27 protein-coding genes and 1 pseudogene are annotated in these 23,379 nt (G+C 36.4%); 16 read left to right on the top strand and 12 right to left on the bottom strand.

Annotated features, from left to right (window positions below):
• Positions 1–19: 19 nt before the first annotated feature.
• Positions 20–1,534, bottom strand: a complete 1,515-nt coding sequence (locus QNJ66_RS04390; protein WP_300503543.1) for a helicase C-terminal domain-containing protein — start codon at positions 1,532–1,534, stop codon at positions 20–22.
• 200 nt (positions 1,535–1,734) lie between these two features.
• On the opposite strand from QNJ66_RS04390, the gene psb28 reads away from it, so the two are divergent.
• Positions 1,735–2,070, top strand: coding sequence for a photosystem II reaction center protein Psb28 (gene psb28 / locus QNJ66_RS04385; RefSeq protein WP_300503400.1), 336 nt, complete (start codon positions 1,735–1,737; stop codon positions 2,068–2,070).
• A 150-nt stretch (positions 2,071–2,220) separates the two neighbouring features.
• On the opposite strand, the gene chlP is transcribed toward psb28, so the two are convergent.
• Positions 2,221–3,441 carry a geranylgeranyl reductase gene (gene chlP, locus QNJ66_RS04380; RefSeq protein WP_300503398.1) on the bottom strand — a complete coding sequence of 407 codons (1,221 nt, stop codon included), beginning with the start codon at positions 3,439–3,441 and terminating at the stop codon, positions 2,221–2,223.
• Positions 3,442–3,741: 300 nt separating this feature from the next.
• Between chlP and QNJ66_RS04375 the strand changes: the two genes are divergently transcribed.
• Positions 3,742–4,560 (top strand): tetratricopeptide repeat protein, encoded by an 819-nt coding sequence (locus tag QNJ66_RS04375; protein ID WP_300503396.1) that lies wholly within the window; start codon positions 3,742–3,744, stop codon positions 4,558–4,560.
• A gap of 54 nt (positions 4,561–4,614) precedes the next feature.
• Here QNJ66_RS04375 and QNJ66_RS04370 read toward each other — a convergent pair whose 3' ends face one another.
• Positions 4,615–4,881 carry a MoaD/ThiS family protein gene (locus tag QNJ66_RS04370; protein ID WP_300503395.1) on the bottom strand — a complete coding sequence of 89 codons (267 nt, stop codon included), beginning with the start codon at positions 4,879–4,881 and terminating at the stop codon, positions 4,615–4,617.
• A gap of 152 nt (positions 4,882–5,033) precedes the next feature.
• Between QNJ66_RS04370 and QNJ66_RS04365 the strand changes: the two genes are divergently transcribed.
• The 3 genes from QNJ66_RS04365 to QNJ66_RS04355 all read left to right on the top strand — a co-directional run bounded on the left by QNJ66_RS04365 (position 5,034) and on the right by QNJ66_RS04355 (position 7,597).
• Positions 5,034–5,579 carry a universal stress protein gene (locus QNJ66_RS04365; RefSeq protein ID WP_300503393.1) on the top strand — a complete coding sequence of 182 codons (546 nt, stop codon included), beginning with the start codon at positions 5,034–5,036 and terminating at the stop codon, positions 5,577–5,579.
• Positions 5,580–5,622: 43 nt separating this feature from the next.
• A complete protein-coding gene (argJ, locus tag QNJ66_RS04360) occupies positions 5,623–6,864 on the top strand; it encodes a bifunctional ornithine acetyltransferase/N-acetylglutamate synthase (RefSeq protein ID WP_300503391.1) in 1,242 nt (413 codons plus the stop codon).
• A gap of 109 nt (positions 6,865–6,973) precedes the next feature.
• Positions 6,974–7,597: a Uma2 family endonuclease gene (locus QNJ66_RS04355; RefSeq protein WP_300503389.1), complete on the top strand. Its 624-nt coding sequence runs from the start codon at positions 6,974–6,976 to the stop codon at positions 7,595–7,597.
• Between the two features lie 101 nt (positions 7,598–7,698).
• On the opposite strand, the gene QNJ66_RS04350 is transcribed toward QNJ66_RS04355, so the two are convergent.
• The 5 genes from QNJ66_RS04350 to QNJ66_RS04330 all read right to left on the bottom strand — a co-directional run bounded on the left by QNJ66_RS04350 (position 7,699) and on the right by QNJ66_RS04330 (position 11,134).
• Positions 7,699–8,355, bottom strand: coding sequence for a type IV pilin-like G/H family protein (locus QNJ66_RS04350; protein ID WP_300503387.1), 657 nt, complete (start codon positions 8,353–8,355; stop codon positions 7,699–7,701).
• Between the two features lie 290 nt (positions 8,356–8,645).
• A complete protein-coding gene (locus QNJ66_RS04345; protein WP_300503385.1) occupies positions 8,646–8,864 on the bottom strand; it encodes a type II toxin-antitoxin system HicA family toxin in 219 nt (72 codons plus the stop codon).
• Positions 8,864–9,082: a type II toxin-antitoxin system HicB family antitoxin gene (locus QNJ66_RS04340; RefSeq protein ID WP_300503383.1), complete on the bottom strand. Its 219-nt coding sequence runs from the start codon at positions 9,080–9,082 to the stop codon at positions 8,864–8,866. The genes QNJ66_RS04345 and QNJ66_RS04340 overlap by 1 nt, the downstream gene beginning before the upstream one ends.
• Positions 9,083–9,169: 87 nt before the next feature.
• Positions 9,170–10,516, bottom strand: a complete 1,347-nt coding sequence (gene aroA, locus QNJ66_RS04335) for a 3-phosphoshikimate 1-carboxyvinyltransferase (protein ID WP_300503381.1) — start codon at positions 10,514–10,516, stop codon at positions 9,170–9,172.
• A 189-nt stretch (positions 10,517–10,705) separates the two neighbouring features.
• Entirely contained in the window at positions 10,706–11,134 is a 429-nt protein-coding gene (locus QNJ66_RS04330) for a hypothetical protein (RefSeq protein ID WP_300503379.1), read from the bottom strand.
• A gap of 237 nt (positions 11,135–11,371) precedes the next feature.
• On the opposite strand from QNJ66_RS04330, the gene QNJ66_RS04325 reads away from it, so the two are divergent.
• The 3 genes from QNJ66_RS04325 (at position 11,372) to QNJ66_RS04315 (ending at position 13,675) form a co-directional block, all read left to right on the top strand.
• Complete coding sequence (locus tag QNJ66_RS04325; RefSeq protein WP_300503541.1) at positions 11,372–12,403, top strand: chlorophyll a/b binding light-harvesting protein; 1,032 nt, start codon at positions 11,372–11,374, stop codon at positions 12,401–12,403.
• 125 nt (positions 12,404–12,528) lie between these two features.
• On the top strand, positions 12,529–13,272 hold the full coding sequence (locus QNJ66_RS04320) for an alpha/beta hydrolase (RefSeq protein ID WP_300503377.1): 744 nt from the start codon (positions 12,529–12,531) through the stop codon (positions 13,270–13,272).
• Positions 13,273–13,405: 133 nt separating this feature from the next.
• A complete protein-coding gene (locus tag QNJ66_RS04315; RefSeq protein WP_300503375.1) occupies positions 13,406–13,675 on the top strand; it encodes a hypothetical protein in 270 nt (89 codons plus the stop codon).
• Here the strand turns inward: QNJ66_RS04315 and dnaA are convergent.
• A complete protein-coding gene (gene dnaA / locus QNJ66_RS04310) occupies positions 13,666–15,033 on the bottom strand; it encodes a chromosomal replication initiator protein DnaA (protein ID WP_300503373.1) in 1,368 nt (455 codons plus the stop codon). The two genes, QNJ66_RS04315 and dnaA, sit on opposite strands and share 10 nt — an antisense overlap.
• 222 nt (positions 15,034–15,255) lie before the next feature.
• Here dnaA and def point away from each other — a divergent pair, with 222 nt between their 5' ends.
• Entirely contained in the window at positions 15,256–15,777 is a 522-nt protein-coding gene (gene def, locus QNJ66_RS04305) for a peptide deformylase (RefSeq protein WP_300503371.1), read from the top strand.
• A gap of 94 nt (positions 15,778–15,871) precedes the next feature.
• Complete coding sequence (locus QNJ66_RS04300) at positions 15,872–16,204, top strand: glutamyl-tRNA amidotransferase (protein WP_300503370.1); 333 nt, start codon at positions 15,872–15,874, stop codon at positions 16,202–16,204.
• A gap of 38 nt (positions 16,205–16,242) precedes the next feature.
• Here the strand turns inward: QNJ66_RS04300 and QNJ66_RS04295 are convergent, their stop codons facing one another.
• Positions 16,243–16,671 (bottom strand): DUF29 domain-containing protein, encoded by a 429-nt coding sequence (locus QNJ66_RS04295; protein WP_300503368.1) that lies wholly within the window; start codon positions 16,669–16,671, stop codon positions 16,243–16,245.
• A 112-nt stretch (positions 16,672–16,783) separates the two neighbouring features.
• Between QNJ66_RS04295 and QNJ66_RS04290 the strand changes: the two genes are divergently transcribed.
• From QNJ66_RS04290 to QNJ66_RS04265, 6 genes are all read left to right on the top strand, one after another.
• Positions 16,784–17,008, top strand: a complete 225-nt coding sequence (locus QNJ66_RS04290) for a hypothetical protein (RefSeq protein ID WP_300503366.1) — start codon at positions 16,784–16,786, stop codon at positions 17,006–17,008.
• Positions 17,009–17,395, top strand: coding sequence for a type II toxin-antitoxin system death-on-curing family toxin (locus tag QNJ66_RS04285; protein ID WP_300503364.1), 387 nt, complete (start codon positions 17,009–17,011; stop codon positions 17,393–17,395).
• Positions 17,396–17,432: 37 nt separating this feature from the next.
• Positions 17,433–18,554 carry a UDP-N-acetylglucosamine 2-epimerase (non-hydrolyzing) gene (gene wecB / locus QNJ66_RS04280; RefSeq protein WP_300503362.1) on the top strand — a complete coding sequence of 374 codons (1,122 nt, stop codon included), beginning with the start codon at positions 17,433–17,435 and terminating at the stop codon, positions 18,552–18,554.
• Positions 18,555–18,817: 263 nt separating this feature from the next.
• Positions 18,818–19,111 (top strand): nucleotidyltransferase domain-containing protein, encoded by a 294-nt coding sequence (locus QNJ66_RS04275; RefSeq protein ID WP_300503360.1) that lies wholly within the window; start codon positions 18,818–18,820, stop codon positions 19,109–19,111.
• Positions 19,108–19,440, top strand: a complete 333-nt coding sequence (locus QNJ66_RS04270; protein ID WP_300503358.1) for a DUF86 domain-containing protein — start codon at positions 19,108–19,110, stop codon at positions 19,438–19,440. The genes QNJ66_RS04275 and QNJ66_RS04270 overlap by 4 nt, the downstream gene beginning before the upstream one ends.
• 522 nt (positions 19,441–19,962) lie before the next feature.
• Positions 19,963–20,397, top strand: a complete 435-nt coding sequence (locus tag QNJ66_RS04265; protein WP_300503356.1) for a DUF29 domain-containing protein — start codon at positions 19,963–19,965, stop codon at positions 20,395–20,397.
• A 110-nt stretch (positions 20,398–20,507) separates the two neighbouring features.
• Here the strand turns inward: QNJ66_RS04265 and lipA are convergent, their stop codons facing one another.
• Positions 20,508–21,404: a lipoyl synthase gene (gene lipA / locus QNJ66_RS04260; RefSeq protein ID WP_300503354.1), complete on the bottom strand. Its 897-nt coding sequence runs from the start codon at positions 21,402–21,404 to the stop codon at positions 20,508–20,510.
• A 132-nt stretch (positions 21,405–21,536) separates the two neighbouring features.
• Positions 21,537–23,379, bottom strand: a pseudogene (locus tag QNJ66_RS04255) (hypothetical protein); the annotation flags it as partial.

Here is a 23,379-nt window from a genome sequence, read left to right as displayed (position 1 = left end):
AATTAAACACTAAATAATATTAATAAATATTTATTTTATCTTCTAACCAATTTAGATCAATATAATCAAGTTTAGCATAGGGTTCTAATGCCGTTAAAATGAGATTTCCATAACTACGATAATTCACTCTATTATCTAACAATGCTACAATTCCTTGAGACTCTCTCAAAGGCATAACTGCTCTTTGTATTTCTGTCAAAGCAGTGGGTAAAAGATAAAAGCGAAACCAATCTTTATGTTGTTTTTTGCAGTAATTAACTTGAGCAGCAACCAAAGGATTTTCTAGAGAAGGTATTGGTAAAGTAGCAATAATTAATAATTGAGGATTGGGTAATTTTCCTTGATTTTGATGCCAAAATTTCCAACCACTAATCAAAATACTATCTTCATCAATTGTTGTATTTTCGACCTTGACTTGTGAACCAAATTCTGCTGCTAAAAAAGTAGCAACCTGAGCTTTTGCTGGAACATCATCGACAATAATAGTAATAGGTTTTAAGCTTTCATAGCAACCAAAAACAAGCTTTTTAACCTCTTCAATTAATACTTGATGAAATTCTGGAGTATTCGGCATCGGTAAACGATCTCGAATATATAAATTAATCAATTCATTTTGACGATGGGGAAAGAATTTTAAACATAAAATATCTTGATTTAAACCAATAGTTTTTCGATAAATAGGAGCCATTTTTTGATTATCAAGAAACCCTCCCATCAAAACCATAGTAGACTTATCTAAATGGGGTGATAAAATATCAGAAACATCCAGAGGACTAGAATTAATTAAAAAAGTTTTATCATCTTGATTAATTGATGCCCATAAAAGTTGATTATTATCCTTAAAAGATTCAGCAAAACCTTGTAATAAAGGATGATGATTAATGGTATCACAGAGATAAGCTAAACTTTCTCTTTCTTCATTGTCTAGTAAACAACATTGATAAGGATTATTAGGACGGCTAAAAATAGATTGTTCCAAGAATAACTTAACTTCTTGAATTAAATTACCAGAAGAAGAATACTCTTGTTGTAATTGTTGCCAATCATCAGGATAAATAGTCAAAGTTAAATGATTTTTTGTCCATTCTTCCAAATAATCAGCTTGATCAATTAAAGTTAAAATATCATCAGGAAAGCCACCTCTATTATCTAAACGATCGCCTAACCAAACATCAGGAGAAACCAGAAACAATCCCTTAAACGTTGTAAAATCAACCTCTTGCGTTTCAGTAGCGATCGCTTTATTCGTATTTAACCATCCCTGAAGATAAGGAATATCCTCCTCTATTAATTTTTGTTGGATATTGAAAGGAACCACTAATAAAATAGGGCGATCGCTCAATAAACAAGGCACTAAATAACTTAACGCATAACGAGAAAAAGTGCTTCCCGTTTGAATTAAAGCCGATCGATCCAAGCGTAACGCGCGAGACACCAAACGTGCCATAGTTAAATGGTGGTCCCATATAGGTTGTCCCTGATGTCGTAAAAATTCTCGTAAGGAGATGTGAACTTCTGCTTCTAAGAGAGTCATAGGCAATGATTGGGGATAGATAGATATAGCACAAGATATTACAATACTGATCAGATAAGCTTGAAAAGTTGCTAAAAATATCCTAACCAATTTTCGTACTGTTCCGTCTTGCCATAGCATTCAAGCAATGATCACTATACCTGGGAGTTGATGAAATGATAAATTAATGATCATGTAGATTTAATTAAAGGATAACAAGCATGGCTCAAATTCAATTTTCTCGTGGCGTTTCAGAAACCGTTATTCCCGACATCCGTTTAACTCGTGGTAAAAAGGGTGACACTGGTACTGCAACCTTTCGCTTTGACTCTCCCAAAATTTTTGATGCTCAAAGTACCGATGATATTACTGGAATGTATTTAGTAGATGAAGAAGGAGAGATCACTACCAGTGAAGTCAAAGGAAAATTTGTTAACGGAAAACCCACATCCATCGAAGCTTTTTTGATTATGAACTCACAAGACGAATGGGATCGTTTTATGCGCTTCATGGAACGATATGGCAAAGAAAACGGGTTGGAATTCGTTAAATCTTAATTTTTTTCAGCTATTCTCTGAGTCAGTAGGGGATTAAGCTATTTTCTCCCCACACTCCCCCGTCTCCCCATCTCCCGAAACTCCCCAAAAAAGGTTAAAAAAAAGGGTGAGCTTAACTCACCCCAACACTTGACTTAATCTGAGGAAAAACTATGGAGCTAAAGCGTGACCTCTTAGTAAACTACCGATGGTTTTAGCGGTAATTTTCATTTGTACTAAGGGGTTAGCAGGGACAACGGTTTTGTAGAGATAACTATCAAAGGTCATCCGTTGTACATCCTTATCAGAACACATTTCCACAAACGCTTCACGAGTGGCATCGGTACGATAGAATACCCGTTGTAGGATATCTAATACTAGGTAAGTCATGCCATATTGCTTATCCCAACGCTGGAGATAGATTTTTAAATCATCTTCAGTGGGAATGCGTTGACCAGCGTTGCTCATTTCCACAATGGTTTCAGCACACATACGGGCTGATTTTGCGGCGAAATAGATACCTTCACCAGAAGACTTAGTAACAGTACCAGCAGCGTCTCCAACCAAGGCCACACGACCCACTACACGACGGGGACGGGGATGTTCGGGTATAGGATGAGCTTCTACTTTAATGATCTCACCACCTTCTAGTCTGCGCGCTGCACGAGTGCGTATTCCGGCCTGTAATTCTTTGATGAGAGACTTATTAACCTTCATGGTTCCCGTTCCTACGGCCACGTGGTCGTATTTGGGGAATACCCAAGCGTAGAAGTCGGGGGAAACATCTTTCCCTACATACATCTCAGCTAGGTCTTCATAGTAGGCCATTTTATCCTGGGGTAAGCGGATACGCTCTTGGAAAGCGATCGCATAGTTATAGTCTCCAGCATCAATGGCCTTAGCAACCCGAGAGTTAGCACCATCTGCACCGATCACTACATCTACTTGTAGGGTTTTCTTTTCTCCTACAGAGTTCCCGTTGGAATGATCCGCATAATGCAGGGTGTAAGCACCGTTGTTAGTTTTGGGAAGGTCTAATTGATAAACTGTGCCATTAATTAGGTTAGCTCCTAACCTGGCAGCGCGATCGCGTAGGAACCCATCGAGAACTTCCCGACGACACATACCAATATATTCGTCTTGGCGATCGAGGTTAATATCAACTTCTACGTTGGATGGGGAGATCATTTTCATCTTCCGCACCCGGCGATCGATAATTTCGGGGGGTAAATCAAATTCGCTTACCATACATAGGGGAATAGCACCCCCACAGGGTTTAGCGTTATCTAATTTTCTTTCAAATAAATATGTTTCTATGCCAGCTTTTGCTAATGTTTCGGCGGCGGAAGATCCGGCCGGCCCTGAACCGACAACAGCTACCCGTAAAACCAAGGCTATTCTCCTAATTTCCAGAAAGGATTACGGGTTGCATCGTATCATGTACGTTTGCTTTTATGGGGCTAATTTCTCAAAATTAGTGATTTTTGCAACAGACCTTAACAAATATCGTTACATTGCTTTACAAACTATGAGAACAATCACTCATTTTCAATAAGCATGATTTATAAATCTAGATAGTTAATTTGTTAAAGAAAATGATAAGTAAGAGGGGATAAGGGATTATTCACAGCTAAAATTACAAGATGTATAGACTTATGGCTATGCAAATCATCACAGTAAGGAGTTAAGATTGTGGGTTACGCTGTTGTTGTTGAGCCGAGTAATTTTCAACAAGAAGTTATTGAAAATTCTTATAAAAAACCAGTAGTTATTGATTTTTTTGCCACTTGGTGTGGTCCTTGTAAACTATTAAAACCAATCTTAGAAAAATTACTGCAAGAATATGATTTTATTTTGGCAACTATTGATATCGATGCTCATCCTGACTTAGCTAAACAGTTTAGTGTTGAGGGTGTTCCAGACGTAAAAATTGCTTTTGAAGGTAAAATTAATCAAGGGTTTGTTGGAGTTGTATCAGAAGCCGAAATTAAGGAGTTACTTAAACAATTTAATTTAACCTCTGATTTAGAACATAAACTTGAGCAAATGCACCAATCTATGGCAGAAAAAAATGTCCCTAAAGCCAAAGAAATATTAGATGAATTATTTGCAAAATATCCAGAACATCCGCAACTTATTCTGGAAACAGTTAACTTTTTAATCCGTCTTAATCGTCTCGAAGATGCTGATAAAATGTTGTCGACTATTGGTGTTGAACAAAAAGAGTATTATGCCAAGGCACAAGGTATGAAAAGTTTGATTGAGTTCAAAAGAATGGCTAGTATTGATGGAGAAAATGAGTTAGAACAGCAATTTTCTCAAGGTGCAAAATATACATTATGCGAAGAATACGAAGAAGCTTTAAAGTTATTTTTAAATATTGTTGAAAACAACAGAGAATATAAAAATGATGGTGCTAGAAAAGCCATGATTTCTATTTTTCAAATATTGGGTAATACTCATCCTTTAACAAAAAGATATCAACAAGAATTAACTATGAAACTTTACTAATGCCACACATTTTCCTAGGGTTCAACGGCCGTTGAACCCTACAATCTTAAAAAATTACCCACCACTAACAGGAGGAATAAAGACTAATTCATCGCCATCTTGTAATTTTGTATCAGCTTCTACGAATTGATAATTAACAGAGAAACGAGTAATACTTTGCCATTTTTGTAATTGAGGATGTTCTTCAATAATAAGAGATAAAACCTCACTAACCGTTGTTTCCAAAGGAAACTGTCGTATCAATTCAGTAATTCCATAAACTTCTTGATAAATAGCAAACAATTTAATCGTAACATTAATAGAACCTTGAGCCATAATCATAAACATTAAACCCTGGATATTGGTTTTCTAGAAAATAAATTAATTATTACCTATACTCTTAAGATATTAACTTTTCTATCAAAATTGAGCCATATACAAAAAAATATGTCAAGCTTAGAGTAGAAGGATAATTTATAAAAACGGGGTGGGCTATGACAAACCAAATTGAAAGTCAACAAGTCTTGAATTCCGCAGCTTTAGAAACCAATACACTTACTACCACATATCAAAAAATTTTAGTTGGGATAGCAGAAGAAGATAGCAGCCAAAAGGTTTTTGAAACTGCCTTAAACCTAGCAAAAGGGCAAGATAGTCAGTTAATGATTATAACAGTCATTCAGGAAAATCTAACAAGAACATTGGATTTACCCATTTGCTCAGAAATATCGGGATACGGTTCAATTTGTACTCAAGAAATGGTGGAATTAGAAGAAAAATTAATCCAAGAAAGTTTAGAAGGCCTGCAAATTTGGCTGAAAAGATTAACCGAGAAAGCCATTGATCAGGGTATTAAAGCACAATCAGACTATACTTATGGAAAACCAGGAGAAAAAATCTGTGCTACGGCTAAGGAATGGGGTGCTGATTTAATTATTGTTGGTCGTCGCGGTCGTAGTGGACTATCAGAACTATTATTAGGTAGTGTCAGTAACTATATAATTCATCATGCACCCTGTTCTATCTTAGTAGTACAATGACCTCTGTAAAGAATTTGTCTGAGGAAACAGGAACATCTAATTTATGGATTATGTAAAAATTGCGGGGGGAATAACCGCCGCCAAAGGGTTTAAAGCGTCGGGGATAGCAGCAGGTTTAAAACCTTCAGGAAAACCTGATTTAGCCTTAATTGTCTCAGAAGTAGAAGCGATCGCAGCCGGAGTATTTACCACATCTCAAGTCAGGGCTGCTTGTGTTGATTATTGCCGTCAAAAACTACAAGAAAAAGCCATCGCTAAAGCCATCCTTTGTAATGCAGGGCAAGCCAATGCAGGAACAGGGGAACAAGGGTGGCAAGATGCCCTAGAATCATCCCAATTAGTAAGCGAAGCCTTAAACATCCCCTCAGAAGCGGTTCTTTTAGCTTCTACTGGGGTGATCGGACAAAGGATAAAAATGGAGGGTTTGCGAGCAGGAATTGCTCCCTTAGTGGAAAATTTAGCAGAAAATGGCAACGAAGCAGCCGCTAAAGCCATTATTACCACAGATTTAGTGACCAAAGAAATTGCCCTAGAAACCATGATCGATAACCGTCCCGTTAGGGTTGGAGGTATTGCCAAGGGATCGGGGATGATTCATCCTGATATGGCTACTATGTTAGCCTTTATTACCTGTGATGCTGCTGTATCAACCGGGTTATGGCAAGAAATGTTGAGCAAAGCGGCCAATGAAAGTTTCAATCAGATTACCGTAGATGGGGATACCAGTACCAATGATAGTTTAATCGCTTTGGCTAATGGTCAATCCCGTACTCCGGCCATTACGGATCTCAATAGTAAAAATGCTCAAACCTTGCAGAAAATGTTAACTGCGGTTTGTCAACATTTGGCTAAAGCGATCGCCAGAGATGGAGAAGGTGCTACTTGTTTAGTGGAAGTGCAAGTATCTGGTGCGCCGGATGATCAAGCAGCAAGACGTATTGCTAAAACCATTGTGGGATCTTCTTTGGTTAAGTCGGCTATTTTTGGCCGTGATCCCAACTGGGGGCGTATTGCTGGTGCTGCTGGCCGTGCCGGGGTTAAATTTCGTCAAGAAGAATTACGTATTACATTGGGTGAATATGTGATGATGGAAAACGGACAACCTTTGGAGTATGATCGCAATGCTGCCAGCAATTATATGAAACAAGCTGCACAAGGTGCTTATTTACAAGAAGATACGGTTTTGATAACCGTTTGTGTTGGCAATGGTTCTGGTAATGGTATCGCTTGGGGTTGTGATTTAAGCTACGATTACGTCAAGATTAACGCCGAATATACCACTTAGATAATTAAGCGATCGCTTGTTTGATAAGCGATTAATAATGGATAATTGATAATCAATAAATTATCCATTATTTAACTTCCAATCCCAATTCTTTTTACTATTATGTACTATGATTCAGACGTTAACAGAATTAATTACATTTGATGATTTTGTTGCCCAATATCCCAACACAGGGGGACGCTATGAACTACATGATGGAATAATCGCGGAAATGCCCAAACCGAAGGGAAAACATTCAATAGTTACTGGTTTTTTGATCGAAGAATTGATCCTCACAATTATTCAAATGGGCAAACGGGGAATGTGGATAATTCCCAGAGAATCAATTGTCAAATCCAGTAACAGCAAATCAGGATATGAACCAGACATAATTGTTATTGATCAAGAGGCGATCTCTACTGAACCCCGTTGGGCTAGTGAATCAATTATAGAAAATGCTTCCTCAGTTAAACTAATAGTGGAAGTCGTCAGTACAAACTGGCGCGATGACTACTTTAAAAAACGCGCAGATTACGAAGAACTAGGGATTACTGAGTATTGGATCGTTGACTATGCAGCATTAGGAGGGCGGAACTTTTTGGGTAATCCTAAACAACCAAAGTTGTCAATTTATCAATTAATTGAGGGGGAATATCAGATCCAGCAATTTAGTGATGATGATATTATTATTTCACCGACATTTCCAGCTTTTCAACAAACAGCTAATCAAATCTTTAAAGCTGGTCAAGGTTAATTTATGACCATAACATACCAAAAACAATAAAAACAGGTGGCAACCGTAATCAAACCACCTGAGATTATTTTGAATTAAGTGAATACTATCTGACTCAGAAATTACTTAACTTCTTCGGTTTGACCTAAACCAGCAGTATCGTTACAAGAAGCCAAAGTGACTTCATCGGTTACACCACCACTGCCAATACCTACAACAGGAGCGGGATTAATAACTTTGTCAGTTGCAGCAAGATTACCGTGAAGGTTATATTGAGCATCCTGGTTAAGAGCATCATTAGTAGCACGACAAACTACAGTGGAGAAGGTACGATCGACATCATCATAGTTGATAGCGGCGGCGTAGTCACGGGTTCCATTTCGACCGTTAGCAACAGCACCAACGTCAGCAGCGACAATATTTCCATTAGCAGGGTCTCTTGTGATACCAACAGCTCCCATAATACCTGGTGTATTATCATCTACGAAGATACCATAGAATTTCTCGTTACCCACGGGTACTTCTATGTTAGCGATACTGTCAGCAAATCCACCTCTTTCAGCGAAGACGGTTTGTTGAGCGCGAACCATTGCACCAAGGGTACTCTTAGCTTCAGATTCACGAGCTTTACCAACTTGTCCTAAGAGGTTAGGAAGAGCGATCGCTGCTAATACACCGATGATAATTACAACAACTAATAATTCGATTAAGGTGAAACCTTTGTTTCCTTTTTTGTTAGCGAGAGTTTTGATGAGGTTAGCTTTAAATGTATTATTCATTGGTCGAATGTTCCTTGTTTGGTAGAGGTCAATGTGTTTTTTTGCTTCTAGAAGGAACATACCCACCTGGCTCAAAAAACATATCACTTTGGAAAAAATTTTTTTTATAGCAGTCGCCAAGGCTATTAGGATATTTTTCTGTTGCCTGTTCCCTTAAAATATAATTTATGTGTCCTAACTAGCCTGTCTATTGCTATATTTTTTTCTTTCGGCAAGGGTTAAAAGGTTGATTTGATAAGGTTTTGGAGTGTTAAGCGTAGAAGGTACGGGAAGATGTTTTGAACGGTTCGTTACTTATAACTCAAAAACTCATCAACTGTGATTCCTGCTTGTCGAATTAAACTTCTGAGTAAACCAGGAGCTAATTCTTTGTGATTAGGGACTGATAATGTTAATTTTTCTGGATGCCAGAGAATTACATGACTTCCAGTTTGATGATCTTTAACATAACCGAACTTCCCAAAAATGCTAATAGCTTTTTTCCCAGATATATTAGACAATCTGCCCATTAAATTACTACTTCTCCTATAAATGATTGCGATTCCTCAGAAAAACTATAATTACCATGCTTTTCTTCTACATAAAGATAACCTTGAATGGCATCTTTTATATTGGAGATCGCCTCATCCATAGTTTTACCTTGACTAACACAACCAGGTAAGGATACGGCTTCAGCAACATAACCCTCATATTCTGAATCATAAGTAAAAATAACCTGAAATTTCATGTAAAATTGCCTCATTATTAGTCCAGTGAGCAAAATGCTTCTTATTAAGTGAACAGGATGCTCACACTCCTGTATCTCAAACTATGATCATCCGGCGATCGCTTGCAAACTTTGCACAAACTCAGGGTAAGAAATAGCGGCTGCTTCGGCACCGTTAATGATGGTTTTCCCTTTTGCAGTTAAAGCTGCGATCGCTAAACTCATGGCAATACGATGATCTCCACAACTATCTACCTCAGCACCGTTTAAGGGGTTTCCTCCGGTAATTTCTAACCCGTCGGGTAACTCGGTAATATTAGCCCCCATTTTGTTTAATTGTGAGGCGATGACGGCTAAGCGATCGCTTTCTTTTACTCTCAACTCGGCAGCGTCTTTAATAATGGTTGTCCCTTGAGCAAACAAGGCGGCCACGGCTAAAATAGGTACTTCATCGATGAGACGGGGAAGGATCTCCCCTTCAATAGTACAAGCTTTTAACTGGCAAGATTTTACCCTGAGATCCGCTACTGGTTCCCCTGTGATCACCCGTTCATTTTCTAGGCTAATATTTGCCCCCATCATTTCTAATGCTTCTAAAATACCGGTTCTGGTGGGGTTGATACCGACATTTTCAACTAATAATTCTCCTCCTTCTACAATGGAGGCGGCCACCAACCAAAAAGCAGCAGAACTAATATCCCCTGGAACAATTACTTTTTGACCGGTTAATTTAGGATACCCTGTGATGGTCACACTGTGAGTTGTAGGATCAATATCTAAAGTTGCGCCGAAAGCTTGTAACATCCGTTCGCTGTGATCACGGGATAAAGCTGGTTCGGTGACGGTGGTTTGTCCTTCTGTCATTAACCCTGCTAATAAGATACAAGATTTTACTTGTGCTGAGGCGATGGGGGAATGATAGTGGATGGGTTTCAGGGTTTGTCCTTTAACAGCTAAGGGGGCTAAACTGTTGTTATTGCGCCCCAATATTTGCGCCCCCATTGTTTGTAAGGGTTTGATGACACGGGACATGGGGCGCGATCGCAAGGAACCATCTCCTGTGACGCAAAAGAGGCGATCGGGGTGAGATGCTAATAAGCCTAACATCAAGCGCATGGTGGTGCCGGAGTTCCCTGCATTTAGCACGTCTGATGGTTCTTGTAACTGTCCTAACCCTATACCTTGTACTGTCACTTTTTGACTGTTTAAGGGAGATATTTTCGCTCCCATAGCCCGAAAACAGTCGGCGGTACTACGGGGATCTTCTCCTAATAATAATCCTTCAATGATGGTTTCTCCTTCTGCGATCGCTCCTAACATCAAGGCGCGATGAGAGATAGATTTATCCCCGGGTATCTGTAGGGTTCCTTGTAAGGATAATCCTCTCTCGGGAGGAGTTATTGTCAAGATTTGCTGATTTTCTAGCGTTTGAAGCTCAATAATCGATTTAGACATATATTAGGACTCAGGAGTTAGGAGTCAGATGGGCAAAATACTGACACACGGCAATACCCATCAGTGTTTGAGGGTTCATCAGATTCGCAATTCCCTCGCCATGACATTTTTAAGATACAAAAAATGGCAACTGCTGTCAATCACAGATAACTGACTCCTTCCTGCTCCTATACAGTTTTGTTGTGATGTTTATGAAACTGCTAAAACTTCTGAAATTGTTTTCATTTTCTGGCTATTATTTTTAACAGTTAATAGGTTTTTCTGAACTTTTTTGTTATCATCCTGGTTCAACTCGAACTTACTTGTTAAAGATGAGCCAAAATATATCTCTGAGAGAGCAACTTTGCTGGCAAATATAAGGGTCAGAATTTGCTGATAGCGAGGAATTCTATCTTTGATAGTTTCTCTATAGAGATATGTGGTCAATTTTTTACAATCCTGTTCCAAGCTTAAGCACTCCTTATCTAAGTTTTTACCTGTTGTCATATTTTCCATAATTAATTCTAAGCGATCAGCGACTGTTTCTAACTGAAACGCTAACTTTTTATGGTCATTATCTCCTGGACTATGAGTCTCTGTTACTGATAAATCTGCTACTTTTAATAAATCCTTAATCATGGTTTGTTATTCCGAAAAAATGTTGCAAAGACAGCTTAAATGTAAAAGAAAAATCATCAGAAATCAACGAAAAATAATTAAATCTTTATAAAATTACCAGAATATTTTTCTGAGTTATCATTCTACAATTAAACATTTCTTAATAGTATTTCCTTGCCAATCTTCATAAATTAAGGGTAAGCTTATTGCTATATATTATCAATAAGTGATAATTTTGTTGTTTCAGTGAAAACCATGATGCAAACTTACGACAATCCCAATGTCAGTTATGACTGGTGGGCAGGAAATGCCCGATTTGCCGAAAAGTCAGGTTTATTTATCGTTGCTCACGCTGCTCAAGGTGCTTTAATCATGTTTTGGGCTGGCGCGTTCACTTTGTTTGAACTTTCTACCTATGATCCCAGTTTACCTATGGGAGAACAAGGGTTAATTTTATTACCCCATTTAGCCACTTTAGGCTTTGGTGTGGGACAAGGAGGAGATGTTATTGATACATATTCCTTTTTTGTTATTGGGGTATTACATCTGATCTCATCTGCGGTGTTAGGTGCTGGTGCTTTATTTCATCTTTTAAAGGCCCCACAGGATCTAAAAACCACAGAAGGGCGTGCAAGTCGCTTTCATTTTGAATGGGACGACCCCAAAAAATTAGGCATTATCTTAGGTCATCATCTCTTATTTTTGGGTATCGGTGCGCTGTTATTGGCAGGAAAAGCCATGTACTGGGGTGGTTTATACGACTCTACTATGGAAGGGGTTCGTTTAGTCACCCAACCCACTTTAGATCCCTTAGTGATCTATGGCTATCAAACCCATTTTGCTACCGTTAACAGTCTTGAAGACTTAGTGGGTGGTCACATTTATGTGGGTGCTTTACTGGTTGCTGGTGGTATTTGGCATATTATTGTTCCTCCGATGGCATGGGCAAAAAAATCCCTTATTTTCTCAGGAGAAGCTATTCTTTCCTACTCTTTGGGCGGTATTGCTTTAGCAGGGTTTGTCGCAGCTTATTTCTGTGCAGTTAACACCTTAGCTTATCCCCCCGAATTTTACGGTCCTGTTTTAGAGGTGAAGTTAGGAGTAACCCCTTATTTTGCTGATACAGCATCCTTAGAGTTTGGGACTCATACCGCACGTTGCTGGTTAGCTAATACACACTTCTTCTTAGCCTTTTTCTTCTTACAGGGTCATTTATGGCACGCTTTACGCGCTATTGGTTTTGACTTTAAACAAGTAGAAACTGGGCTCAATAACTTGGAAAAAGTGTAAGTAAATAAAAAGGAGTTAAGGGGTGTCTAAGGCGTTTAGAGAGACACTACATAGACATCCGCTTAACTTTCCTGTTGAACTCTATTTTCATTGTGCCTTAAATTGTCCTCAATTTGGAGTTTGTTATGTCTTCTGTTCCTAATGCTTTATGGTTAAGTGTCAGTCCAGTTTTACAGAGGTTTAACCGTCCTTTAATTAGTCAACTGTGCCAAGATCATGCGGTCGCTTTATGGGAATATAATCAAACCCCAGATGAACCAATAACTCTTGACGTTGCTTTTGTCTTGTTACACGACTATCTTAAGCAACTGGAGGAACCTGTACATCTCATTGGTCATAGTACCAGTGGGTGGTTAGGGATGATCTATGCACAACGTCATCCTGAGAGGGTTAAGTCTTTGACGTTATTATCGGTAGGTGCTAATTTAGCGGTAGATTGGCAGAGTCATTATTACGCGATGTTTAAGACTTTGCCTTGCGAGCGGTATACTATTTTGAGCCAGATGGTTTCTACGCTTTTTGGTCGTCAATGTCCGTTTAAAAACGAGTTATTAATTTATTTGTTAGAACAAGATTTATTGTCTTCTCCTTCTCCTAATACGTTGATAGAACAAGTTGGTGTTACACCTGAATTGATTTCTGTTCCTTTGTTTATTGGGGGGAGTCGAGATGATTTGGTGATTTCTCCTTATCAATTAAATGCTTGGAAACCTTGGTTAAAGTCGGAGGACATTTTATGGGAATGCGACCAAGGACGGCATTTTTTCCATTATCTGAATTCAGAATTAGTGTCTGAGAAAATTAGAGAATTTTGGCAAAGTTTGGACGAATCAAAGGTAGATTATAAAATGGTTCAATCGGTTTCATAGTTATTGTTTTTGTCTATGGAGAAGGGAGCATCCCAAAGTCGCAAATTGTCCTTGATTGATAATAGTTGAGCTGATTAATTTCCCCCCGTCTCCCCATCTCCCCGTCTCCTCTTATCTGATCTAGAGAGTGTTTATGATATTACCCAAAATTCTGATGATCCAAATTGGTTGGATTTTTCCTCTACTTATTTGGTTAGTTTTGTTATGTTTTTTCTGTGCTATTTTCTTTGCTATGGAGGATGGATTTCTCTATCTACAAAGACTGCATCAAATACCTTGTGATCGCTGTTTATTTCATACAGGAGAAACCTGTTTAAAGTGTACTGTTCATCCCTATAAAGCTTTTACAGAAGAGGCCATTACTTGTGAAGATTGGGAAGCAAACTATATTCGTCATTCTTGATTTCGACTCGCAAGATTAATGCGATCGCTTAAGGTGGATAATTGTTGAGAAAGTTCCCAATCTTTTTTCTGTAATTTAGAGATTTTGTCACAACTATATAGAACGGTTGTGTGATCTTTTCCGCCAAATTCTTCTCCAATTCTTGGTAAACTTAAATCGGTATGTTGGCGCATCAAATACATTCCAATTTGTCGGGCAAAACTAATTTCTCGACGGCGTGAACTACTTTTTAAATCCTCGACCGATAGGTGGAAATTGTCGGCAACAATGGTGATAATAATCTCAGGAGAAATAGTAATTTGTTCCATAGGAGGATTTAAAACAGGGGCAATGTTTTCCACGTTCATTGACAGTCCAGAAATAGAAATATAGGTAACTGTCCTAATGAATGCCCCTTCTAATTCTCGAATATTTGATGTGTAATTCGTGGCGATATATTCAATTACTTCACGGGGTAATCTAATGTTTTCATATTCGGCTTTCTTTTGTAAAATAGCCATTCTTGTTTCTAAGTCTGGTACTTGAATATCGGCGATTAATCCCATAGAAAAACGCGAGACTAATCTATCTTGTAAAGTTGGAATTCTTTGGGGTGGTCGATCAGAAGCAATTACCACTTGTTTTCCTGCTTCGTGCAAGGTATTAAAGGTATGAAAAAATTCTTCTTGAGTATATTCTTTGTCTTCAATAAATTGAATATCATCGACTAATAAAATGTCAGCAGTACGATAATGTTCTCGGAAAATTTCCATACTATCTTGACGAATAGAAGCAATTAAATCATTAGTGAATTGTTCTGTAGAAACATAAAAAACATTAGCATTAGGGTACAATTCTAGACGATAATGGGCGATTGCTTGCATTAAATGGGTTTTTCCTAAGCCAACGCCACCACATAAAAATAAGGGATTAAACTCTCTTCCTGGTGATTCAGAAACGGCTAAAGAGGCAGCATGAGCCATTCTATTAGTTGGACCAACAACAAAGCGAGAAAAATTATAGTTGGGGTTTAATTGACTTAGTTTGGGTGAGTCTTTAAGGGACTGATAATCAGTTTCTTTGGGAGTTGATTTTTTACTTTTTTTATCAAAAAAATTTAGGTTTTGTTCTTGAGTAGTGGTTAATTTTATTTCTAAAGAGTAACCAACAATTGCTTCAACTTCTTCCATAAGCAAAGTATAATAAGTTTTTCGTAAATGATTAACAATAAAACTGTTTTCTACTTGAATAATTAAACAATTATCTTGTAAATTTTGTACGGTTGCTGAAGCAAACCAAGTTTCATAAGCAGTGGAATTTAATCGTATTTTAAGACGATCAAGAACTTGATTCCAAATATACTGAGGTGAGATAGTCATTCTTAAAATAAGACCTTGGCATCTAATAATGGATAATGGACAATGGATAATTATCTCTTCGGTTAAGGGAAGAGGTTTGAAAAACAGTTATGGACACAAGTATTTTCTCCTTTAATGTAGAAGGTTTCAAAAAATAAGATTATATCAGTTTCACGAAGATTACCCAATTATCAAAGAAAAAAGTCATAATAGATATAGAAATTTTAAAATACATAGAAATCTATGATAAACCTTGATTTAGAAATCGCTCAAGTTGGTAATCCTATCTTAAGACAACAAGCTCAACTCGTGCAGGATATTACTGACGAAAAATTACAGCAACTCATGGATAACCTATTAAGCATAGCTAGGGATGCCAATGGTGTCGGTATTGCTGCACCGCAAGTATCTGAATCTTACCGTTTATTTGTCATTTGTTCTCATCCCAACCCCCGTTATCCTGATGCACCCATGATGGAACCTACCATCATGATTAACCCCCGTATCGTCTCCCATAGCGATGAAATAGTCAAAGATTGGGAAGGGTGTTTGAGTGTTCCGGGACTAAGGGGTTTAGTACCTAGATATAAGATGATTACAGTTGAATATTTGGATCGTTATGGTAAGTTCCAGCAGCAAGAATTAAGGGATTTTGTGGCGAGAATTTTTCAGCATGAATTGGATCATCTTAACGGTATTTTGTTTATTGATCGGGTGGAAAAATCTGAGGATTTAGTAGAGAAAAAATCCTTGTCAGTGTCTTAACTTTTCTTAAGCAATAATCAGTAATCACACTAATGCAAATGAGAGATATTTACTTTACAATTTTAAGTAAAGTATCTTAGATAATGGTTTTTTTATGTTTCGTCGTTTTATCTGGTTAATGCCATTAGCGATCGCATTATTTCCTGGGTCTGTTAATGCCTATCCTACCTCACCTCAAATTAATCAATTAGCTCAAAGAATCTGTCGACTTCCCAGTCAGTCTCCTGAACAATTTCAGCAAACAATGATAGCTGAAATGGCCAAGGAGATGGGAGGATGGTTAAATCAAGGGAATTTGACTATGGCAGAGGTGAAAGATGAAGCTACTATGGCCAGAGTTGGGACAGAAGTTGCTTATAAAATGTCTGAAATTTGCCCTAGTCGCATTGTCGAGATTGGAAATCAATTAAACAGAGGAGCATTTTAAATACAAAATTATTGTTTTTAATAAATATGTTTTTTTGATTAATCAGGTAACCAATTTGATTTTATTTTTTCAACGGAATAAGGACATTTTTCAGGAAAACTCCATTCTGATAAACCTGTTTCGTTGACTGCATCTGCTTTAGCGCGACGATAATTTCTCTCAAATTCTTTCCCTGACCAATATTTTTTTAAGGAAGGAATATCTTCAAGATAAAAAATAAGATTATTTCTTTCTCTGCGAATGGTATTCAACCAAGAATTAGAGCGTTTTTCTGGTTGGTATTCCCATTTTAAAAGATGGTGAACAATTAGACGAATAGCTGATAAAAATTTATCTCTTTCTCGTTTACTCAAGTCTTCTATTTCCTCAATAACATTATTCCAGTCTACTTGATCATACTGTTTTTGTTTAATTAGTTTAAGTTGTTGTTCAACCCATTCATTGATATCAGTTTCATATAAACTCATAAAGTAACTCCCAGAGAAAGTATTATTTTCTGTATCACTAACTATAATATAATAGAAAAATCATTTCACAGTCCGATTCAACCTTTAAGACAGAATCAACGATTAGTAAATTATGTATAAGCTTACAGTAACAAGAGGAAACAAAGCTAACACAACCGTCTTACCAGAATTTATGTTAGACCATCTTAATCTTAAAGAAGGGGATACAATTACTATTATTCCCACTGCTAACGGTTATTTATTAACCTCGAATTCTGAGGAAGTTGAAGAACAGATAAAATTAGGATTAGAATTTATGAATGACTATAATGAAACTTTCCAGGAACTAGCAGAATAAATGGCTGATATATACTGGATTAATAAACAGGCTTTAATCTTCCTACATTCTGAAACAATAAGACTTCATGGAGGTCTTAATGGTATTAGAGATCAAGGCTTACTCGATTCTGCTTTGACCCGTCCCTTAAATGTTAATGCCTATGAAAATGAGACAAATATATTTAGATTAGCTGCTGTTTATGGGATAGGTATAGCCAAGAATCATGCCTTTTTAGATGGTAACAAAAGAACAGCTTTTTTAGCCATTGGTTTATTTCTTCGTCTTAATGGGTTTACATTAGTAGCTAGTCCAAAAGATGCAACAGCAATTATGTTAAAAGTAGCAAATAGTGAAATAACAGAATCAGAATTAACAATTTGGATCGCAAATAATGTTAACACCTAATCTTGTACAATAGATCAAGTCTTCAACTGTTCTACTTATGACTTCATCTCCCTATAAAGTTTGTATCACCCTTGGAACCCGTCCCGAAGCCATAAAACTTGCTCCTGTAATCCAAAAATTTCGTAATTCAGAAGCATTTGATACCCATGTTATCCTCACCGGACAACATAAAGAAATGGTGGAGCAGGTGATGCAACTGTTTGAGATAACTGCTGATGAAGACTTAAATATCATGCAACCGAAACAAACCCTAACAGATATTACTTATCGCAGTTTGCAGGGTTTAGAAGGCATTTTTAAAAGAATACAACCCCATTGTGTTATTGTCCAAGGAGACACCACAACGGCTTTTGCTGCCACTTTAGCTGCATTTTATCAACAAATTCCCATCGGTCATGTAGAAGCCGGTTTACGCACGGATAATATCTATAATCCTTACCCCGAAGAAGCTAACCGTCGTCTTATTTCTCAACTGGCCCAGTTACATTTTGCTCCTACAAGGTTGGCCGTTGAAAACCTAGGCCGTTCCGGTGTTACAGGAGAAGTCCATTTAACCGGAAATACCGTCATAGATGCGTTGTTAACCGTTGCTGATAAACAACCTAACTGTGATGTTGAAGGGTTAGATTGGAATCAATACAGGGTGCTATTGGCTACTGTTCATCGACGAGAGAACTGGGGAAAGCCTCTAGAAGACATCTTAAAAGGGTTTCACCTTATTTTAGACAAATTTCCTGATACAGCCCTGTTATTGCCCATGCACCGCAACCCAACGGTGAGAGAACCGATAAAAGAATCATTAGGCAACCATCCCAGGGTATTTTTAACGGAACCTTTGGACTATGGGGAATTAGTGGGAGCAATTCAACGCTGTGATCTATTATTGACTGATTCTGGTGGTTTACAGGAAGAAGCACCTAGTTTGGGTAAACCTGTTTTAGTTTTGCGAGAAACAACGGAACGTCCTGAAGCTGTGGACGCAGGGACGGCTAAATTAGTGGGAACAAATTATCAAAATATTGTTAGTAATAGTAGTGAATTATTGAGTAATAAAGTAGCTTATGAAAAGATGGCTAATGCAGTTAATCCTTTTGGAGATGGTAAGGCAAGCGATCGCATTTTAGAAAATGTACAACGTTATTTAATTAGGGATAATTAATCTCTACACAATCCCCAGTCAACTCTAAAAAGCAATAAAAGACTTCTACCAACCTCATAATACAAAACAAATTAGACTTTATTTTTTCTTTATAAATAATCTCTAAGAGGCTATTCGGTTATTACTACTTACTCCTTTTCTTAAAGATACAATATCATGGAATAGTAATAAAACCGTTTAAACAGTGAATGAATTTCTGAAAAAACACCAGAAAGAATAAAACAATTACAGTTGTATGCAAAAAATACAAGGGATTTTTGATAATGAAGCTTAAGCAACTACTATTAGAAAAAAGAAAAGAAATTATCAATATTGCCGAAAAACATGGAGCGTATAATCTTCGTATTTTTGGTTCAGTTGCAAGGGAAGAAGATGACGAAAAAAGCGATATTGATTTTTTGATTGATTATGATTTAAGCAAAATTAGTCCTTGGTTTCCTTCGGGATTAATGCAAGATTTAGAATCTATTTTAGGTCGTAAGGTTGATATTGTTACCGTGGAAGGATTAAAAGAACGAATTCGCGAAAAGGTGTTAGAAGAGGCCATAAAATTATGAGGGATGATAGGGAAAGATTGAGAGATATGTTAGAAGCTATTTCTCAAATAGAAAAGTACGCAATTCAAGGACAAGATAGGTTTACAGAGGATGAATTAATTCAAACTTGGATGATTCACCATTTAATGATTGTTGGAGAAGCAGCAAGTAAAATGACTGAGGAAACACGACAGAGTTATCCTCATATTCCTTGGGTGGGAACAATTGATGTTAGGAATATTATTGCTCATGAGTATTTTAGAGTTAATCTAGATATTATTTGGCGAATTATTACCAATGATTTACCTAGTTTAAAAGAACAAATTCAACAGGTTTTAGGAGAAAAATGAATCAATTTAGTCAACAAGAACAAGAGATTATTAAATCTTTTAAAGACGGTGAATGCATATCTCAAAAAACACCAGAAAGATTTTAAAAATTACAGTTATACGCTAAAAATTATCTGAAACTCCTCAAATGTAGAGATAATTAGCATTATGTCTGATAATTAAGTTAAGCTTATTTATTAAAATGTATTATATTTGTATTAAAAATATTTATTTTTAGAGCAAAATGGTAACATTTTATACCAAAAGACCCGAATTTTACCCTGAAAGTGTGAGAATATTTCTCAATAAAAAACGGAAGAATGGGGGTTGACAAAACATACTACTTTTTTATATCATTATGGAGAAAGTAACGGTAGGATGAGGTTAGTTATAAGTTAAAATACCTAGTAATTTAGGTAAGCTGAAGATGTCTCTACTGTTAACCATCAATAGTGAAATTGTTGCTAGATTAGACAATAAAGTTCCTTTAACTGGAAAATAGGGATTTTTGTTAACTATTCTCTCTATATTAGAAATGATATTATGAATCAACCTCTTACAGTCAGTAACTCATTGTATGAAACTGACTATTTTTTATGGTTAGAGAAACAAGCGATCGCAATTAAAAATCGTGATCTTGACGGTTTGGACTGGGAAAATTTATTAGAGGAAATAGAGTATTTGGGTAGAGAACAAATTAATGCGGTTAATAGTCTTCTTAAACAAATTATTATCCATCGTTTAAAACTTGATTATACTTCTAATATTTATTCTAGACATCATTGGAAGTGTGAAATTAATGCTTTTATTGATGCTCTAGAAGATAAATTAACCAATGCTATCCTTAATAAAATTGACCTAAAAAAGCCTTACACTAGAGCTAGACGTGCAGTTTTAGAACAATATAATATTAATCTACCACAAGATTGTCCTTATTCTCTGGATGAATTAATTACTTATATGGAAGTAAATGATTAACTTTCATTGTCTGTTAATCTTGTCATCAACTCTTCAAACCTATAAATTTCCCCCCGTATCCCCATCTCCCAGTCAGACTCTAAAGACTATTGTTATCACAAAAATACTCCCTACTCTTCCCCTGCATGGTAGGAACTGCGAACCAAGGGGCCCGAACGAACATGGGAAAACCCAAGAGAATGCGCTATTTCTCCTAATTTATCAAATTCTTCAGGAGTCCAATATTTTTGTACTGATAGATGTTCCAAAGAAGGACGCATATATTGGCCTAATGTAAGGCGATCGCATTGAACATTTCTTAAGTCTTTTAGGGTTGCGATAATTTCTGCTTCGGTTTCTCCATGACCCAACATTAACCCTGACTTGGTGGGTATGGTTGGATCGATTTCTTTGACCCATCGCAGGACATCAAGTGATCGCTCGTATTTTGCTCCTCTTCTCACTGGACCTTGTAAACGTTGCACAGTTTCCAGATTATGGTTATAACAAGCAGGTTTAGCTGCAACAACTGTACTAACTCGTTGTTTTTGAGCTATTTCCCTTTGTTTACCTCCCCAGAAGTCCGGGGTTAAGACTTCGATTTGAGTTTGGGAGTTAAGAGTGCGAATAGCTTGCATGGTTTTAACGAACCATTGCGCTCCACCGTCTTCTAAATCATCCCGTGCGACAGAGGTAAGGACAACGTAACTAAGCCCTAATATACTAACAGATTCGGCCACTTTTTGGGGTTCTTTTGGGTCTAAATCCATGGGTGCATGACCTTTATCTACTTGACAAAAGGCACAAGCACGGGTGCAAGTTTGACCCATTAATAGAAATGTCGCTGTTTTCTTACTATAACATTCTCCACGGTTAGGACAACGACCTTCCTCACAAATAGTATAAATATTTCGGCTTTTAATAATTTTTTGAACAGTAGAAATTTCACTTGCTTTTCCGATTGATTTTTTTAACCAAGAGGGTATTGGTTGTAGATTAATTTCGTCTTTTAAAGAATTTTTATTCATTATCTAACCAACTCAAATTAATTATTATTGATTATCCGTTATTACTGATTTCTTGTCAATACATTTTCTAGTTTATCCTAGCAGTATTATAACTTCCCCTCCTGGGAGGTTATAATGTTTTAATTTATTAACTTATTCCCATCTGTCAAATTCTTCTATCCAATGATTAATGATAGTATTAATTTGAGTTCGTCTATTTTCAAAACTAGCAGCAATCCAAATAAACATTAAACCTAATAAGAATCCGAACATCCATTTTAAGAGAGGGTAAGTAAAACTAAATATAACTAATTGATAGAAAACTGTAATTAGAAAAGTGATTGTTCCTGTAAATAGAAAAGCACGGGTTTTTAATCCTAAACCTAGAGCAATAAAAATTAGCCCTATTACTCCTGGAATTATACCTGTTTGTTGATAAAACAATAAGGAAACAGTACCTAAAATTCCTGTTGCTATTATACGGAGAGAATGTCTTAGAGATTTTCTTACTTCTCCTTGACAGTAAGGTTCAATCACAATGAATAATAATAGAGATAAACATAATGAAATTGAATATAATAACGGAGATAGTTGGTTAAATTGACTTATGTAATTATAAGCAGCAATATTAATGAAAAGTAAACTGGGATAAAATAAACGGGACTTATTAGAAAGTTTAGCCAAAATAGCATAACTAATAGAAACAACTAGCAAAGTAAGAGAATTAAAATCGCTAATTACTCCGATTAAAGGCAGGGTGAAAGCTAATAAATTCCAAGGTCTTTTTGACCACCCCCATTGTCTCCAAGGAAGAGTATAAACCACAATACTGAATAAAGAAAAAATTGCTCCTATTGTATTGGATAAGAAAGTAGAAGGAAATATGAAAAACCCATATATAGAAGTTACTCCTGCTTGCATAAATCCTAAGTAAACCCAAATTTCCCCTTTAATTTTGTTGAGTGAATTACGTCCTCCTAAAATAGCATATTGGGTTAAAAATAAACCAACACTTAATCCAATTAATTGCTGTGATGCTGGAGGATATAATAAAGATAATCCTAAAAAAATACTACCTAAACTCCAGTGTGAATGAGCAATAATTTTCAACTCTCTTAGTGTTAAATCAAAATAAGAAGATAACCAAGGTGCGGCAAGACGATAAGCATACATTATTGTTGTTGCTAATGCTGCCATACTTAAGTATTTATCTGCCCAAGAAAAATTAGTAATTTGATACAATAATAGTTCATAAGCAGAAAAAGAAATAAAAACAATTCCTAGATATATTAAAGGTTTTAAGTTTCTTTTATCGCGAACAAACCCAATTATAATTAAACCAAAACCAAGAAATGTCAATCCTGTAAAACTATTAAATGAATTGTATCTTAATGCTGTTCCTAACCCTCCATATAAAAGTGGTAGAATTTGTAAACTGCTTAAAAAGTGTCTTTCTCCTGTTCTTCTTTGCCACCATTTTCCAATTAATTGCAATAAAATTCCTAAAATAATATTGACAATAGCTAATAAAAATAGAGATTGACTGAACTTGGTTGTAATATTAATTGTCAATAACTCTAATGACCATCCTAATGTATAAAAAATAAAATTATTAGGCTTTTTTATAGTACGATATAAAAGTCCTAAAAATAAGAGAAGTATGGTTATTATAACCAGAAAAGAAGGAGTGGTATATCCCCAGTAAATAGCGATTGAATGTAAAGTTAAAGCTGCTAAAATAAACCCAGATAAAATGATTGCATAGGTATCAAATACTTTTGCATAAATAGTAGCTAATGGTTGAGTCTTTTGCTTTAAATAACTCCAAATTAACCAGAACAAAGTTAAGGTTAAACTCTCGGTTAGTATCCAGATAGGAATGGTGGGTAATTTGAGAATTTCTATAACTTTTAAACCCACAATAGAACGACAAAATATAGTCATCCCTATCGTCATAAATGCTGTTGAAAAATGAGGCAAGAAATAACTATTAATA

It is taken from the genome of Crocosphaera sp. (genome assembly GCF_030064895.1).
In the GTDB taxonomy this organism is placed as follows: domain Bacteria; phylum Cyanobacteriota; class Cyanobacteriia; order Cyanobacteriales; family Microcystaceae; genus Crocosphaera.
The sequence above is the reverse complement of the archived record's forward strand: the minus strand, read 5'-3'. Positions and strand labels throughout refer to the sequence as shown.